The organism is Hyalangium sp., assembly GCF_045802625.1.
In the GTDB taxonomy this organism is placed as follows: domain Bacteria; phylum Myxococcota; class Myxococcia; order Myxococcales; family Myxococcaceae; genus Hyalangium.
This window is the reverse complement of the sequence record NZ_JBJMQP010000039.1, coordinates 187,976-202,925: the sequence shown is the minus strand read 5'-3', so window position 1 is coordinate 202,925 and position 14,950 is coordinate 187,976. Positions and strand designations below refer to the sequence as shown.

General features: G+C 68.8%; 10 protein-coding genes. 6 read left to right on the top strand and 4 right to left on the bottom strand.

Annotated features, from left to right (window positions below):
• Positions 1 to 94: 94 nt before the first annotated feature.
• Positions 95 to 3,550 (top strand): patatin-like phospholipase family protein, encoded by a 3,456-nt coding sequence (locus ACJ8AT_RS06965; RefSeq protein WP_407736833.1) that lies wholly within the window; start codon positions 95 to 97, stop codon positions 3,548 to 3,550.
• Between the two features lie 48 nt (positions 3,551 to 3,598).
• A complete protein-coding gene (locus tag ACJ8AT_RS06960) occupies positions 3,599 to 4,552 on the top strand; it encodes a zinc-dependent alcohol dehydrogenase family protein (protein WP_407736832.1) in 954 nt (317 codons plus the stop codon).
• Positions 4,553 to 4,625: 73 nt separating this feature from the next.
• Here the strand turns inward: ACJ8AT_RS06960 and ACJ8AT_RS06955 are convergent, their stop codons facing one another.
• The 4 genes from ACJ8AT_RS06955 to ACJ8AT_RS06940 all read right to left on the bottom strand — a co-directional run bounded on the left by ACJ8AT_RS06955 (position 4,626) and on the right by ACJ8AT_RS06940 (position 10,123).
• Positions 4,626 to 7,481: a choice-of-anchor A family protein gene (locus ACJ8AT_RS06955; protein WP_407736831.1), complete on the bottom strand. Its 2,856-nt coding sequence runs from the start codon at positions 7,479 to 7,481 to the stop codon at positions 4,626 to 4,628.
• Positions 7,482 to 7,953: 472 nt separating this feature from the next.
• Positions 7,954 to 8,460: a DoxX family protein gene (locus ACJ8AT_RS06950; RefSeq protein WP_407736830.1), complete on the bottom strand. Its 507-nt coding sequence runs from the start codon at positions 8,458 to 8,460 to the stop codon at positions 7,954 to 7,956.
• Between the two features lie 193 nt (positions 8,461 to 8,653).
• Complete coding sequence (locus ACJ8AT_RS06945; RefSeq protein ID WP_407736829.1) at positions 8,654 to 9,454, bottom strand: alpha/beta hydrolase; 801 nt, start codon at positions 9,452 to 9,454, stop codon at positions 8,654 to 8,656.
• A 216-nt stretch (positions 9,455 to 9,670) separates the two neighbouring features.
• The gene (locus ACJ8AT_RS06940) at positions 9,671 to 10,123 is read right to left on the bottom strand and encodes a GNAT family N-acetyltransferase (protein ID WP_407736914.1); all 453 of its coding nucleotides are present in this window, start codon (positions 10,121 to 10,123) and stop codon (positions 9,671 to 9,673) included.
• 161 nt (positions 10,124 to 10,284) lie between these two features.
• Here ACJ8AT_RS06940 and ACJ8AT_RS06935 point away from each other — a divergent pair, with 161 nt between their 5' ends.
• From ACJ8AT_RS06935 to ACJ8AT_RS06920, 4 genes are all read left to right on the top strand, one after another.
• On the top strand, positions 10,285 to 10,938 hold the full coding sequence (locus tag ACJ8AT_RS06935) for an Isoquinoline 1-oxidoreductase subunit (protein ID WP_407736828.1): 654 nt from the start codon (positions 10,285 to 10,287) through the stop codon (positions 10,936 to 10,938).
• Positions 10,935 to 11,396, top strand: a complete 462-nt coding sequence (locus ACJ8AT_RS06930; protein WP_407736827.1) for a (2Fe-2S)-binding protein — start codon at positions 10,935 to 10,937, stop codon at positions 11,394 to 11,396. Before ACJ8AT_RS06935 ends, ACJ8AT_RS06930 begins: the two co-directional genes overlap by 4 nt.
• A 10-nt stretch (positions 11,397 to 11,406) precedes the next feature.
• The gene (locus ACJ8AT_RS06925; protein ID WP_407736826.1) at positions 11,407 to 13,713 is read left to right on the top strand and encodes a molybdopterin cofactor-binding domain-containing protein; all 2,307 of its coding nucleotides are present in this window, start codon (positions 11,407 to 11,409) and stop codon (positions 13,711 to 13,713) included.
• A gap of 237 nt (positions 13,714 to 13,950) precedes the next feature.
• Positions 13,951 to 14,940: an Rpn family recombination-promoting nuclease/putative transposase gene (locus ACJ8AT_RS06920; protein WP_407736825.1), complete on the top strand. Its 990-nt coding sequence runs from the start codon at positions 13,951 to 13,953 to the stop codon at positions 14,938 to 14,940.
• The last annotated feature ends 10 nt before the right edge of the window (positions 14,941 to 14,950 follow it).

The window sequence follows — 14,950 nt, the reverse complement described above, 5'->3', positions numbered from 1 at the left end:
AGGAAGCCTCCACCTCCGGTCTGGGCTGGGGCAGGGGGACGGGCCTCCCGACACTGTGTAGACTCCCGCGCGTCTCGAGAGCGGGAGGAGTGTCTTGCTGTACCAGGGCCGGTGGGCGGTGGTGCTGGGGGCGTTGCTGGTGAGCGTGGCGGGAGCTGTCGAGAAGGCGCCGCCGCCTCATGACATCGCGCTCACCATCAGCGGAGGAGTGAGCCTCGGGGCGTACGAGGCCGGGCTGACGTGGGGCATGGTTCGCTTCCTGCGGCTCTCCCGCGCCCAGCCAGTGCTGGGGCCTTCGTTCCGGCCCAACCTCGTGGGAGTGACGGGCGCCAGCGCCGGCAGCATCAACGCGCTGCTGGCCTCCGCGCTCTGGTGCGAGGCCCCCGAGTCCACGGCGGATGACAGCGTCGACTCGAACCTGCTGCGCGATACTTGGTTGCCCGTGGGACTGGATGATCTGCTGCCCGAGGACGCCAGCGCCTACTCGCAGGATGACGGGCTCCTCTCACGCAAGGCGCTGGAGCGCGTGCTCGCGAACCTGCGCGCCGGGGTCTTCTCTCCCACCGCGCCGCGCCGCTTCCAGCCCGGGTGCAGTGTGCCCCTGGGCTTCAGCGTGACGCGGCTCAAGCCGGACGTGCGCCACATCGAGGGCCTGCCGGCGATGACCCAGCGCTTCGTCGTGCCGCTGTCGCTCGAGGTGACGCCAAGCGCCCGGGTGCGGCTGCGCTACCAGCCTTTGCCGAGCAACGGGGAGCTGACCTCCAGCGCGTTGATGCTCGGAGAGAGCGCCGACCCGGAGCCGCCGGGCCATGCTCTCGACTCGGATCAGGTGAGCCAGGCGGTGCTGGCCTCGGCGGCCTTCCCGGTGGCCTTCAGCCCGCGCGAGCTGTGCGACTGCGTGGCGTCCTGTCCGGCCGAGCAGCGGGTGCAGCATGGCATCTGCCCGGGCCCCGAGGCGGATCGCCCGCTCACCGGGCTCACCTGCGCCGCGCGCTCCACGCCGGGGCAGGAGCTGACGCTGTGCCGCAGGCCCTACGTGGATGGCGGAGTCTTCGACAATGCTCCGGTGGGCCTGGCCATCGAGCTCGTTGAGTCCTCGCGGGGACCCAGCCTGTGGAACCCTGTCTCCTATGTCTTCGTGGATCCCGACTTCCGCCGCTTCGAGTCTCGGGCCGCCGCCCACTCCGAGAGCAAGGCCTCGGCGGGGGCCAGCCTCGCGAGCAGCCTGGAGCTCTTCAGCGGGCTGGTGGCCACGGCGCGCAACTCGGAGCTGGGACGCACGGCGCGGGCCATGCACTGGAACCGCACCACGCGCACGCTCCTCATGAGCGCGGCGGATGCGGCTCGGAGATACGCGGCGGTCCACGGTGTGCTGGCGTCGCTCGCGCACGGGCGCGCCACCGAGGCGCGGCTGCCCGAGCTGCCCGCGCGAGGCTCGATGTCGGTGCCCGAGCGGCTGCGGCGGGGCAGGGTGCTGCTGTCGTGCGTGAGGAGGCTGTCGGGGCAGGAGGCAGGCACGGCGGAGAACGGGCTGCTGGAGAGCTGTGCTCGGGCGCTGCGAGGTGAACCGGGAGAGGATCCACTCCAGGGAGACCCGATCCAGGCAGCGAAGGTGAGCGAGCGGCTCTCGGTGGAGGAGCTGGTATCGCTGGGCACCTCGCTGGCGAGGTTGCTCGATGAGCGCGGCCAGTTCCGCCGCTACGTGGACGAGCCGCTGGCCCAGGAGGGAGACGCAGGGCTCCGGGTCCAGGACGCATTCCGGGACGGCGTGGAACTGGCAGCCACGGTCATCGAGTTCTTCGCCGGGGAGCTGGATCAGCTCTCTCGCAGCGAGATCTCCGACGAGCAGCAGTGGCAACTGCGCGAGGCGCTCCTGGGGACGCTGCGCAACAGCCAGGGGTTGGGCGCGGCCACGCACCTGCTGGCGAACACGGTGCTGGACGAGCAACTGCGGTGGATCGAGGTGATGCCCGAGCCGCGGCTCTCCGTGCTGGCGCGCGAGGCCCGGGCGCGGCTGCGCGAGCTGCCAAGGGGAGCGCTCTTCGATCAAGAGTCCGTGCAGCGGCTACTCCAGACGGCGTTCGAGCTGCTCCTGCGGCCCGACATCGCCACGGTGCAGCGCGAGTTCGATGGCGACGAGCACGCGGGGGACCTCAGCCTGCTGGCCCATCGCGTGCGGGTGGTGGGTGTGCTGACAGGGCTCGTGCCGACGTTCCAGCAATTGAGGGCCTCGCTGGACGCCCTGTCCCAGCAGGCCCTGGCGCTCCAGCAGGGGCATGCTCCGGAGCGCCGCCTGTTCGTTACCACGCGCTTCGCCCCGCTGGCGGGCTCTCAGCTCGGCAACTTCGCGGGCTTCCTGGATCGGCCGCTGCGCGAGCTGGACTACTACGCCGGGGTCTACGACGCGGTGCACTCGCTCTCGGTGGAGGGCTGTGCCGCGCAGGACCCGTACTTCACTGGGCGGCCCGCGCCGGCGCGGCTCCCGGGGCCATCGGACGAGCTGGATCTCTCGGACGTGCAGACCCAGCGGTGCGTGGGGATGCTGATGCGCGAAAACGCGGAGTGGATGGGGCTGCTCGCCTCGCCGCGGGCGCGCCACGTCATCACCGCGCTGGCGAGCGAGGAGCTGGCCATCGCCCTGGGCAGCCGAGCACGAGCCCAGGAACTGCTGCGCGATCCGGCCTGGGCCTGGGTCGAGCAGGGGACACGCCTGCCGAAGGAGGAGCCTCTCGCCGCGGCGCTCGCGGCGGTGCAGTCCCACCGCAGGCCCTGCCGTGAGGGAGACACGGCGCAGCTCTGCCTGGCGGACCCAAGCTTCGACGAGTTCCTCATGGGGCTAAGGCAGCAGGGGTTCCAGGGCCAAGAGGCGAACATGCGCGTGGCGCTCCAGGATCCGGCGCGCTGGTGGGGCACCACGCTCCGCAGGGCGGTGGATCGCGCCACGGTGGTGGAACTGCAGCAGGAGCCCGCCGAGGGCACGATGGCCGCGGCGACGAAGCGAGGAGTCCGGCTGACCCTCGCGGCGGGAGAGCTGCTGGCGAGAGGGGACGTGAGCATCCAACCCACTCCGCGCTTCGAGTTCGATCCCTCCAGCCTGCCCAACGCCACGCCTCCCGGCTCCGCGGCCTGGAAGCTGCGAGTGTCGCGCCTGCTGCCCTACCGGGTGGCCTTCGATGCGGCCAGGGGCGGAGTGGCACTGGCCTGGGTGGAGCCCGCGCTCCGGCTGTCCCCCCATCTGTCGCTGCTGTCCCAGGTGGAACCGTTCGACTTCGAGAGTGACAACGATCGGCTCTCGAGCACGCTGGGGCTGAGGCCCACGGTGCACCTGTGGGGCGTGTCGCTGGGAGCGGGGCCGCGAGCCTCGCTGCACTGGAACACCGCGCGCCGGTTCGACTGGGGGCTGGAGGTCCACGGCTCGGTGCTGCAAGACCGCGTAGGCGTGAGCGTGGGAGTCCGCGAGTCACCGTTCACTGGGGCACCGTTCCGGAGCCTCCTGGTGTCGCTGTCACTCGCGGACCTGAATGGACTGGCCTACTGGCTGACGCTCTGAGTCCAAAGCTGTTGCAGTCGCCGGGGGGCTCGCCGTAGGACCCGGCCCATGCGCGCCATTGTCCTGCCCCGCTTCGGTGGGCCCGAGCTGTTCGAGGTCCGTGACGTTCCCACTCCGACTCCCGGCCCTGGCCAGGTGCTCGTTCGAGTCATCGCCTCCGGCACCAACCCCGTCGAGGCCAAGCTGCGCCAGAACGGCACGTGGGCTGGGCTGCAACCTCCCGTCATCATCGGCTACGACGCCTCTGGAGTCATCGAGCAGGTGGGCCCCGGCGTCACCGAGTTCAAGCCCGGTGACGAGGTCTTCTATACGCCGGAGATCTTCCACAACCCGCACGGCACCTATGCCGAGTTCAACCTGGTCGGCGCCAGCATCATCGCGAGGAAGCCCCCGAGCCTCTCCCACGAGGAGGCCGCGGCGGTTCCGTTGGCCGGAGGCACCGCGTGGGAGGCGATCGTGCGGCGGCTGCAGGTTCGCGTCGGAGAGACGGTCCTCATTCACGGAGGAGCCGGAGGCGTGGGCTCGTTCGCCGTGCAGATCGCGAAGGCGGCGGGCGCGCGGGTGCTCGCCACTTCGGGGCCCGACAACCTGGAGACGCTGCGCCGGCTCGGCGCCGACGTGGTCATCAACTACCGCGGCGAGGATCCCGCCCAGGTGGCCCTGCGCGAGACGGGCGGCCAGGGCGTGGATGCCGTCTTCGACACCGCGGGCAAGAACGTGCCCGCCAGCATTCCGGCGACGAGGCCCTTCGGGCGGATCGCCACCATCCTGGGCTTCACCGGGGACATCTCGGCCTTCTACTCGCGCAACATCGCGCTGCACGGCGTCTTCCTCACGCGCGAGCGGCGCCGGCTGGAAGAGCTGACGCCGCTCCTGGAGCGCAAGCTGGTGCGTCCCCTCGTCGAGCAAGTGCTGCCGCTGGAGAAGGTCGCCGACGCTCACCGTCAGCTCGACTCGGGACACGGGCGCGGCAAGGTGGTGCTGTCCGTGGCCAGGAAGTAGGAAGGGATACCCGGAGCTGGACGGGCCGGCGCCCAGGTGACGCCGGCCCTGTGGACGAGCCTCTGAGGAGCCGCTACGGGCAGATGTTGCGGTCGGTCATCGGATCGAAGTGGCCCTCGGCGTTGCCATCCATCGACACGGCGTACAGGCCGCCGTTCCAGCTGCCTTCGGTGAAGTTGACGCGGGCGTAGGGGGCCAGCAGCGTGCCCGGGAAGCCGAAGCCGTGGGCGTAGATGCTCGTGGTGTCCACGAAGTTGTAGAGCACGCCGTGCTGGTCGATACCGCCGCTGAGCGAGATGCCGAAGCCGGAGAAGCTGGCGGAAGCGCCGCGGATGTTGATCACCGCCAGCGAGCCCGCGGGCGCCTGGATGTCCATCATCACGGCGCCCGTGAAGGCGCTGGCGCTCACGTTGAAGACGTTGAGGCTCGGGTTGGTGCCGCGCAGCATGACGCCGCCCCAGACCTCGCGGGTGGTGGTGCCGTTGGCGGTGCGGCTCGCCAGCTGCGCGGACAGGTTGCGTAGCTCGGCGAACTTGGCCGCGAAGTCGATGGGCGTGCCGTGCCTCACGGTGCCTCGGGGGTAGACCACGGTCGTGTCGGCGCTGAAGGTGCCTCCGTACCACGCGTCTCCCCAGACACCGCCTCGCACCAGGCTCAGGTTGCCACCGGCGACGAGGGCATTGGAGAGGTTGGTGTCCGGCAGGTGCGAGCCCATGGAGAAGTCGGCCAGGATGATGTTTCCACCGGCCGCGGTCTTGCCTTCGATGTCATGGCCCCCGTTGTAGTTCTCGAGCAGGAACAGGGTGTAGTCGCTCAGGTGGATCGAGAGGCAGGTGGAGCAGGGGCCCACGGTGAGCTGGCGCACGGCGGTGGTCACGTGGCCCGCGGGATCCGACACGCGGTAGCTGATGGAGTACTGACCGGAGTGGGCCGTGTCGAGGTTGCTGGTGACAGTGATGTTCGGGGTCAGGTTCCCGGCGCAGGCATCCGAGGCGGTGGCGCCTGGGTCGGTGTAACTCACGCCGCACTGCAGGGTCGCGCTGGCGGCGCCATTGAGCGTGAGCGTGGGCGGCAGCGTGTCGCTCACCGTCACCGTGCGGCTGCTGGAGGAAGTGCCCACGTTGCCCGAGGGATCCGTCGCGCTGTAGCGGATGGAGTAGGTGCCCGGCACATTCCGGTTGGGCGTGGTGCTGGCCACCGCTGGCAGCGTCCCGGCGCACGCGTCGCTCGCGGTGGCGCCCGGGTCCACGTACGAGCTCGAGCCGCACTCCACCTGCACGCTCAGCGCGCCACTCACCGTCACCACCGGCTTCTGCGTATCGGCCACGGTCACCGTCCGTGTTACGGGAGAGGACGCATTGCCCGCGGCGTCCGTCGCCACGTAGCTCAGAGAATAGGTCGCGGGCACGCTCGGGTTCACCGAGCCAGTCCGGGAGATGCTGCTAGCCGGCAGCGAGCCCGCGCAGAGGTCGCTCGCGGTGGAGCCCGGCTCGGCGTACGTGCCGCCCGCCACGCACTCCACCGCCTGATTCGCGGGGCCGGTGAGCGCCACCGTCGGCGCCACGTGGTCCACCACCGTCACCACGCCCGTGCACGAGCTCGTGTGCTCTGCCTGATCCGTGCACGTCAGCGTCACCGTCGTATCGCCGATGGCGTACGGGCCAGCCGGGCTCTGCGTGCAGCCCACCAGATCTCCGTCCGCGTCGTACGAGCCGTTGTCGATGTTGGCGGAGACGCCGCAGGTGTACTCGGCAACCTGCGTCACGTTATGGCAGAGCGCGGTCGGCGGCTGGGGAGCAGGGGCCGGCGGGGTGAGGTTGGGGAACTTGCAGAACGAGGTGCACGTGCCGATGTGGCCGGCGGCGTTGTCGGTGCGGCCGTTGTTGATTCCCTCGTCGCACTCCTCCCCGAACTCCGTGTCTACGACTCCATCGCCGCACCAGTGGAGGTGGCAGGACCAGGAGCAGGTCTCCATGGCCAGCTGCCCCTCCACGGCGGGGTTGCCATTGATGCCGTCACCCAGATCGCACTCCTCGGCCGAGGTGCTCTCGGGGTAGCCACAGCCCGCGCCCTCCGCCATGGCGCCGCGCACGACGATATAGGGCGTGCTTGCGAAGGTCGTCGCCTCATCGGGGTTCACGATGACGTCCGTGTAGGAGCTCTGGGCGGGGAGCGGCGTCCCGGAGGAGCTCATCGCCAGCGCTGCGAACGCGAAGTTGTGATCCGGGTAGCTGGTGAACACCGAGCGCGCCGCGCACCCATCTCCGCTGAGCATGTCGTCGGTCATGAACCGCGAGAGCAGATCGTTGCGCATCTGGAGCATGTGCGCGGAGTCGGCGCAGCCCGGCACGCCCTGCACCGTGAAGCGGCCGAAGGGCTCCAGCAGCGTCACGGCCGTGTTGGCCGGAGCCTCCTGGTAGGCGCAGCCCAGCGCGATGTACATGCCCGTGCGCTTCTGCTGGGAGTTGAGCACGAACTCGATCGCGCTCTCGACCAGCTGGGGCGTGTTGTTGTGCGTCGGGTCCGTGCCGAGGATGGCCACGTCACCGTCGACGATGGCGCCCCAGGTGTTGCGGCTGTCGATGGCCGCCTGGAACGCCGCCGTGCCGCTCTGGCACGCCGCATCGCCGATGATGAGCGCGCGGTAGGCCATGAACTCCTCGGCCGTGAGGGCCTTCCACCTCTCCGGCGTCACCACGTCGATCTGCGTGGTGGGATCAGCGGCGCGCACCGCCTGGACCTCGCGGCTGTCGAGCCCACTGACGCTGCTGCCCAGGATCAGCACCTTGTTGGTGCTGGTGACCGCCTGCTGGTTCGTGCGCGTGCTCTCGGGAGCCGCTCGTGAGGGGTCGCCAGGCTCCTGGCCACAAGCAATGCCTGTCAGAGTCGCGAGCAGCAGGACGGCTTTCCATGCGTTCTTCAGTGTCATCTGGCGTATCCCTCGATGTTTGACCGGTAGCAGAACCATTTGAGACTGAGACCACCGCCGCACGGCCCCCCCGAGTGGCGCTCAAGCAGACAGGAATTCACTCCCCGTCAATTGCTTGCGGCAGAGAGTCGATCTTCCGCCGAGTGATAGCAAGCCCGATTTATGAGTCTGTATTTGTAGACACAGGGCTCACCCGTCTTTGCATGATTGCCCGCGCTTTCCCGAGCAGGCGCCCTCAACGCTCCAGAGGGAGCGGAGTGCAAAGTTGCGCTCTGGCGGCGCACCGGATTAACCCGAGCGAGGAATCCGGCGCCAGCCATGAATACAGGTTTACATAAACAACCGACTTATTTCATGCGACAGGCTTGGCCTTCTGTGAAGTTTCACGTCCTCTGTAACCCTGAATGGGTACTCCGGGAGTGAACCCAGAAGGCTTCGCCACTTACAATTGCTGTCTGGGATTGAGGCTGGATCAGCCCAGCAGATCCAGCAGGCGGGAGATGCGGCGCTGGCGAGGCAGCAGCTTGAAGTGGCGCAGCTCGCGGCGCTTCACGCGGCGCTCGAGGGCGCTGTGCAGCGAGGCGCCGCCGGGCCCGCGCAGCAGCAGGGCCAGGGCGGTGCCCATCAGCGCCAGGTTGAACTCGTAGCCGCCTTCCTGGTTGTTGAAGCCCTTGGAGCCGTGGACCTTGGCAATGGCCATCGCCTGGGTGGCGACCACCGCGAGCGCGGTGAGGCGGGTGGCAACTCCCAGGATGGCGCTCACGCCAGAGAGAACCTCGGTGACGCCCAGCGCCAGCACCCAGGGCTTCCCCGGCTTGAAGCCCATCTGCTCGAAGAAGGAGGCGTGCTGCTCGGTGCCCTCTTTCTTCAGCTTGCTCAACCCGTGGAACACCATGGTCGAGCCCAGCGCCAGACGTGGCGGCAACAGGGCCGCGGATTTGAGGATGCCAGGCTGCTCGGTCAGTATCGCCGTGATCATGCGCTCTCCCCTTGCCGGAAGGTGAATCCAAAATCCCCTTAAGGGTGGACTCGCTCCGGCTGTCCGGCATGTAACTCGGGGAGGCTTTCTCCCTCCCAAACCGGGCAGGCGTTCATGCGGCCCAGGGCTGGGCCCCTGAGCCTTGCCGGCATGGGTTGGCCTGTGGCTCTCTCTTTTCTGCGAATCCGTCGAGTCATCCGCCCGTGGCCAAACCCCAGACTTCGGTGACGCGGCCAAGGTGGTCGAACGCGCAGTGGAGCGAGTTGGGGACGATCCTCTCCTCGAGCGGGAAGGAGTGCGCCCCAAAGAAGGAGATGCTGTCCTGGATGTCGGTGAGGAGCGGGTCTTGATCCCCGTACGTGTAGAAGAGCTTCGAGGGGCCGCGCAGCGTGGCGTTGGCGCTGTCCCAGTCGAGGTGGCCCGCCCAGGGGGGCTCGCCGCCGCAGCTGAGGGCGTAGACCCCGTGGTACTGGTTGCCGTACTTCGGCAGGAAGCTCGCGGTGAGGAAGACCGAGCCGCCGGAGGAGCCGCCGAAGAGGATCGGCTCATCGAGGATGTCCCACCCGCCGCGCAGGGCGGCGATGATCTGCACGAACACCTCGGCGTTCTTGCCCTCGAGGTCTCGATCCTCGTCGGGCGCATCATCCAGGCAGGTGGTCAGCGTGGGCTTGGTCCACCACGCGCAGCGGTTGGGCGCTCGCGCCGACACGTAGAGGACCCGGTGGGTGAAGGTCCAGGGCGCCTGGAGGCGAGGGGCGGTGTCGCCATCATGCGCGCGAGCGCCGTCGCCATGCAGGTAGATGGCCAGCTTCAGAGGGCCGCTCGAGGTGTCCTGGGGCTCGATGATCTTGAGCTGGGAGCCCGCGATCGTCACGACGCAGTAGGTATAGCTCGTCGAGCCATGGGGCACGGTGCCCGTGCTCTCGCAGGGCAGCTTGCCCGAGCCGTGGGAGCTGGAGAGGCTCGGTTCTCCACTCGTCCGCGCGTCTGGCAAGCCGACGTCGGTCTGTTCGCCCGCCTCCGATGAGGCGCTGGCAGGTTGGGTGCTGAGAGGAAGGGGCTCGTGGGCGCAGGCGGAGGCGCAGAGGACGAGGAGAACTGCCCACAGGAATCGACGCATGTCGCGGAAGTATGTCCCAACCCGGGCCCGATGCCGATCGCCCAAGGGGCCGGGCTCGGCAGGGCGAAGCGAAGGCGAAGGACCGAGCGCTCAGCGGAGCATGTCGATGTGAGGGATGCCGTCCTCGTCGTACACGTCGCTCACGCGGCGGAAGCCATACCCCTCATAAAACCGCTGGAGGTAGTGCTGGGCTCCAATGCGGATGGGCGCGCCAGGGAAGTGTGTCTCGATGAAGGAGAGGCCCTTCTCCACGAGCGCCTTGCCATATCCGTGGCGGCGCATGCTCGGGGCGGTGACCACGCGGCCGAAGCTGGCCTCTGGATACTTCAACCCCGGGGGCAGCACGCGGAGATACGCGGCGAGGACGGGCTCCGATTCGCCCGAGGCCTTCCCGAGCAGGTGGTGGGCGCCCCGGTCGTAGCCGTCCGCGTCCTGGTAGATGGACTTCTGCTCCACCACGAACACCTGCTCACGGAGCGCGAGCACCCGGTAGAGCTCATCGAGCGTCAGCTCCGCAAAGCGCTTCCACTGCCAGTGCAGCAGGGGCCGCTCCTGGGGGACGCCGGAGGTGGAAGAGGACACTGGGGCCGAGGGGCCAGCATTCGACGTTGACATGGGTATTCCGGTTCGTAATCTCCCGCGCCACACCTTAGCGGGACGTCAATCCATTGAGTTCGAAACCGAACCGGCTGTCCCTTTCCCGGATGCACGCCGCTCTCTTCCTGGGGGCATCCGTTCTCGCCCTGGCGGCGGTGGGTTGCAGTCACCGTCAAGCTGACTCGGCGGAGCATCCTTCCGACGTTCTTCCCCCGGTGGCCGCTGGCGAGCTGCGCGCCCCCGAGGCGTTCAACGCCATCACCGACAAGGCCGAGCGCTCACGCGCGCTCTTCCTGGAGGCCAGCCGGGTGATGCTCCACCCGCGGTGCTCGAACTGCCATCCGGAGGGGGACACCCCCCTTCAGGGAACCCAGGGGCAGGCGCACGATCCTCCGGCCGTGCGCGGTCCCGAGGACAAGGGCGTCGTCGGCATGACGTGCACCAGCTGCCACCAGGACAAGAACCTCGAGCTGGCGCGAGTGCCCGGGGCTCCGAACTGGCACCTGGCTCCCAAGTCGATGGCCTGGGTGGGGCACACGCCGCATGCGGTGTGCGAGCAGCTCAAGGATCCGTCCCGGAATGGCGGGAGGACGCTGGCCCAGATCGTCGATCACAACGCGCACGATGAGCTCGTGGGCTGGGGCTGGCACCCGGGCCCGGGCCGAGAGCCGGCACCGGGCTCGCAGGAGCGCTTCGGGGCGATTGTCGCGGCATGGGTGGAGACGGGCGCGGAGTGCCCGAGTGAGGAGGCGCGGCCATGAGCATTCGAGTTCGCATCAACGGCGTTGAGCAGGAGCTCGAGGTCGATCCAGAAATGCCGCTGCTCTGGGCGCTGCGGGACGTGCTGGGCCTGACGGGCACCAAGTATGGCTGCGGCCAGGCGCTGTGCGGCGCTTGCACCGTGCACCTGGACGGCAGCACCGTGCGCGCGTGCGTGACGCCGGTTCGCCGCGCGGCCGGGAAGTCGGTGACGACCATCGAGGGGCTCTCGGCGGATGGGAGCCACCCGCTGCAGCGCGCCTGGGTGGACATGGGCGTTCCGCAGTGCGGGTTCTGCCAGGCGGGCCAGATCATGAGCGCGGCGGCCCTGCTCGCGGCCAAGCCCAAGCCCACCGATGCGGAGATTGATCAGTCGCTGGCGGGCAACCTGTGCCGCTGCGGCACGTACACACGCATTCGCTCGGCCGTGAAGAAGGCCGCCGGGCTGCCCGAGGAGTGACGAGGACACCATGAGCGAACGACCCACGTTGATCGCCCGGCGTTCCTTCCTCGCCGGGCTGAACCTGTCCGTCGGAGGCCTGGCCCTCGGCTTCTTCCCCAGTGAGAGCGAGGCGCAGAAGCTCACGAACGAGCCGTCAGCGGCTCCAGGCCCCAAGCCGAAGACGAGCTCGCAGGCCGAGGAGAACTCCGCTCCGGGTCTGAACCCGAATGTCTTCGTGCACGTGGCTCCGGATGGGCTGGTGACGATCGTCTGCCACCGCTCCGAGATGGGGCAGGGCATTCGAAGCTCGCTGCCCGTGCTGATCGCGGACGAGCTCGGCGCGGACATGGCGCGGGTGAAGATCGTCCAGGCCGACGGTGACAAGGCCTACGGCGATCAGAACACCGACGGCTCCAGCAGCATCCGCACCATCTACGAGGACATGCGCCGCGTGGGGGCCACGGCTCGCACGATGCTGGTGGCGGCCGCGGCGAAGCGCTGGAAGGTGGCGCCGGAGGACTGCGAGGCGCACGGTCACGCCGTGGCCCACCGCGGCAGCAAGCAAACGCTTGGCTTTGGAGAGCTCGCGCTCGAGGCGGGCAAGCTTGCGGTCCCCAAGCCCGCGGAGGTCAAGCTCCGCCCCAGGGCTGAGCTTCGGCACGTGGGACAGGCGTTGCCGCTCCTCGATGCCCCCGCCTATGTCACGGGCAAGGCGAAGTTCGGCGCCGACATCCAGCTGCCCGGCATGCTCACGGCGGTGATCGCGCGCCCTCCGGTGGTGGGCGGCCGGGTGACGCGGCACGATGACAGCCGTGCGCTCGCCATTTCGGGCGTGAAGCGCGTCATCGCGCTTCCGGAGCCGAAGCCGCCGTACGTGTTCCAGCCCTGGGGCGGCGTCGCCGTTCTCGCGGAGAACACCTGGGCGGCGATGCGAGGCCGGGCCGCGCTCGACATCACGTGGGACGCTGGCGCGAACGCGACGTATGACTCCGAGGCGTACCACCAGACGCTGCTGGCCTCCATCCGGGCTCCGGGCACGCCAGTCCGCAACGTCGGAGATGTCGAGGGGGCGCTCGCCAAGGCCGCGCGCGTCATCGAGGCCGAGTACCACACTCCGCACCTGTCGCATGCGCCGATGGAGCCGCCCGTCGCGGTCGCTCGCTTCGAGAACGGCACCTGCGAGGTGTGGGCTCCCACGCAGAACCCGCAGGCCGCGCGCAGCGAGGCGGCTCGTGTGCTGGGGATCTCCGAGGACAAGGTCCAGGTCCACGTCACTTTCCTGGGCGGCGCCTTCGGGCGCAAGTCGAAGGCGGACTTTGTCTCCGAGGCGGCCTGGCTCGCGAAGGAGGCGGGCGTGCCGGTGCGCGTGCAGTGGACGCGCGAGGACGATGTCCAGCACGACTACTATCACTCGGTCAGCGCTCAGCGCCTGAGCGCGGGCCTGGACGAGCACGGCAAGGTCATCGCCTGGCGGCACCGCACGGCGTTCCCGCCGATCGGCTCCACCTTCGCGCCCGTGAACAAGCCCTCGGCGGGGGATCTGCAGCAGGGAGTGCTGGACCTGCCGCTCGCGGTGCCCAACGTCCGCGCGGAGGCGTGCGAGGCGAATGCCTACGTGCGGATCGGCTGGCTGCGGTCCGTCTACAACATCTTCCATTCGTTCTCGGTCAACTCGTTCATCGACGAGATCGCCCAGGCGCGAGGCGAGGACCCGCGCGACGTGAGGTTGGAGCTGCTCGGGCCGGCGCGCGTGGTGACGCTGAAGGAGCTCGGCATCGAGAAGCTCCAGAACTATGGCGCTTCCCTGGAGCAGCACCCGGTTGACACTGGCCGCATGCGGCGCGTCATCGAGCGCGTCACGGAGCTGGCTCGGTGGAGCGATCGCAAGAAGGACGGCCGGGCGCTGGGGTTGGCGGCGCACCGGAGCTTCCTGACCTACGTGGCGGTGGTGGCGTCAGTCGTTCGCAGCCCGAACGGCAAGCTCTCGGTCGATGAGGCCTGGGTGGTGGTGGATGCGGGCACGGTCGTCAACACGGACCGGGTCCGTTCGCAGATGGAGGGCTCGGTCATCTTCGGAATGAGCGCCGCGCTGCACGGCGCCATCACGATGAAGGGCGGAGTGACCCAGCAGTCGAACTTCCGCGACTTCAAGCTGGTGCGTATTGGCCAGGCGCCTCGGAAGATTCACGTCGACATCATTCCGAGTGACGGAGCGCCGGGAGGCATCGGCGAGCCGGGTATGCCGCCCATCGCTCCGGCCATCGCCAACGCTGTTTTCGCGCTCACGGGACAGCGCGTCCGTGAGCTCCCGCTGGATCGAGTGTTCCAGGTCTGATTCGGCTTCCGCCATGCTCGGAGCAGGCGAGGTGGGCTTGTCCCTCGTGACCGAGCATGGCGCTGGTGGCGGCGCGGCTCGCAGTCTCGCTTGCTGGACTGGCAGTCCATCCAGCGAGCCTCTCCGGAGTGATGATGAGCTCTGCACTCCTCCCAGGAGCGTGAGCAACGGCCCCTGCCTGGGTGGCGATGGGCTGTGCGGGTGAGTTGGCATGCTCTGTGCTGGGAACTGTTGGCCATGCCTGGGCCTCATGATCTCTTCGCGCGCTTCACCTTTGGCCACCCCGAGCGAGCGGCGGCCGAACTGCGAGCAGCACTCCCGCCAGAACTGGTGGCCCAGGTGGACTGGAGCAGCCTCCGCCGGGAGCCCAGCACTGTGGTGGACCCGGAACTGAGGGAGAGCCAGAGCGATCTACTGTTCTCGGCGCAGCTCCACGGCGGACAGTCGCTGCTGTTCTATTTCCTTCTGGAGCATCAGTCCTCGGTGGACCGCTGGATGGCGCTGAGGATGCTGCGCTACGTGGTGCGCCAATTGGAGCACTGGCGCCAGGAGCACCCGGAGAGCGAGGCGCTGCCCATGGTGGTTCCCGTGGTGATGTATCACGGGCCCGAGGGAGCATGGACGGCCCCGCGCCGGGTGGAGGACCTCTTCGCCTTGCCACCAGAGGGGGAGCGCTGGCAGAAGCTGGTGCCGCGTTTCGAGTACCTGCTCGATGACCTGACAGCCGAACGCGAGGAGGCGCTCAATGGACGCCCTGGACCGGCGCTGGCGCGGCTGGCCTTTCGGGTGTTGCGCTATGGGCGAGCCGGGGAGCTTGTCTCGCGGCTGACAGGTTGGACAGAGGTGTTCGCGCAGGTCTACGCCGCCCCCGGAGGGCTTGAAGAACTGCGCGCGGTTGTCCATTACCTGTTGGAAGTAGGGGAGCCAGCGGCGCGCGAGCCCATGTGGCGGGTGCTAAAATCCGTCGTGGGCGCGCAGCGCACGGAGGAACTGATGCGGACCATGGGGGAAGAGCTGAGAGAGGAAGGGCGCCTGCAGGGGCGGCTCGAGGGGCGTGCCGAGGGACGTGCCGAGGATGTGCTGCGCATCCTCTCAGCGCGCGGTATTGCCGTGGACGAAAAGGCTCGCAAGCACATCCTGACGTGCACGGACCTGGCCACCCTTGACCAGTGGTTCAATAGCGCGCTGACGGCCACGCGCTTGTCGGATCTCCTGGCGAGCGAGTGAGCCTCTCCCG

Excerpts from the sequence above, each read along its gene's own strand:
- ACJ8AT_RS06960 (WP_407736832.1), top strand. The coding sequence starts at position 3,599 with ATGCGCGCCATTGTCCTGCCCCGCTTCGGTGGGCCCGAGCTGTTCGAG.
- ACJ8AT_RS06955 (WP_407736831.1), bottom strand. The coding sequence starts at position 7,481 with ATGACACTGAAGAACGCATGGAAAGCCGTCCTGCTGCTCGCGACTCTG.
- ACJ8AT_RS06950 (WP_407736830.1), bottom strand. The coding sequence starts at position 8,460 with ATGATCACGGCGATACTGACCGAGCAGCCTGGCATCCTCAAATCCGCG.
- ACJ8AT_RS06935 (WP_407736828.1), top strand. The coding sequence starts at position 10,285 with ATGCACGCCGCTCTCTTCCTGGGGGCATCCGTTCTCGCCCTGGCGGCG.
- ACJ8AT_RS06930 (WP_407736827.1), top strand. The coding sequence starts at position 10,935 with ATGAGCATTCGAGTTCGCATCAACGGCGTTGAGCAGGAGCTCGAGGTC.
- ACJ8AT_RS06925 (WP_407736826.1), top strand. The coding sequence starts at position 11,407 with ATGAGCGAACGACCCACGTTGATCGCCCGGCGTTCCTTCCTCGCCGGG.
- ACJ8AT_RS06920 (WP_407736825.1), top strand. The coding sequence starts at position 13,951 with ATGCCTGGGCCTCATGATCTCTTCGCGCGCTTCACCTTTGGCCACCCC.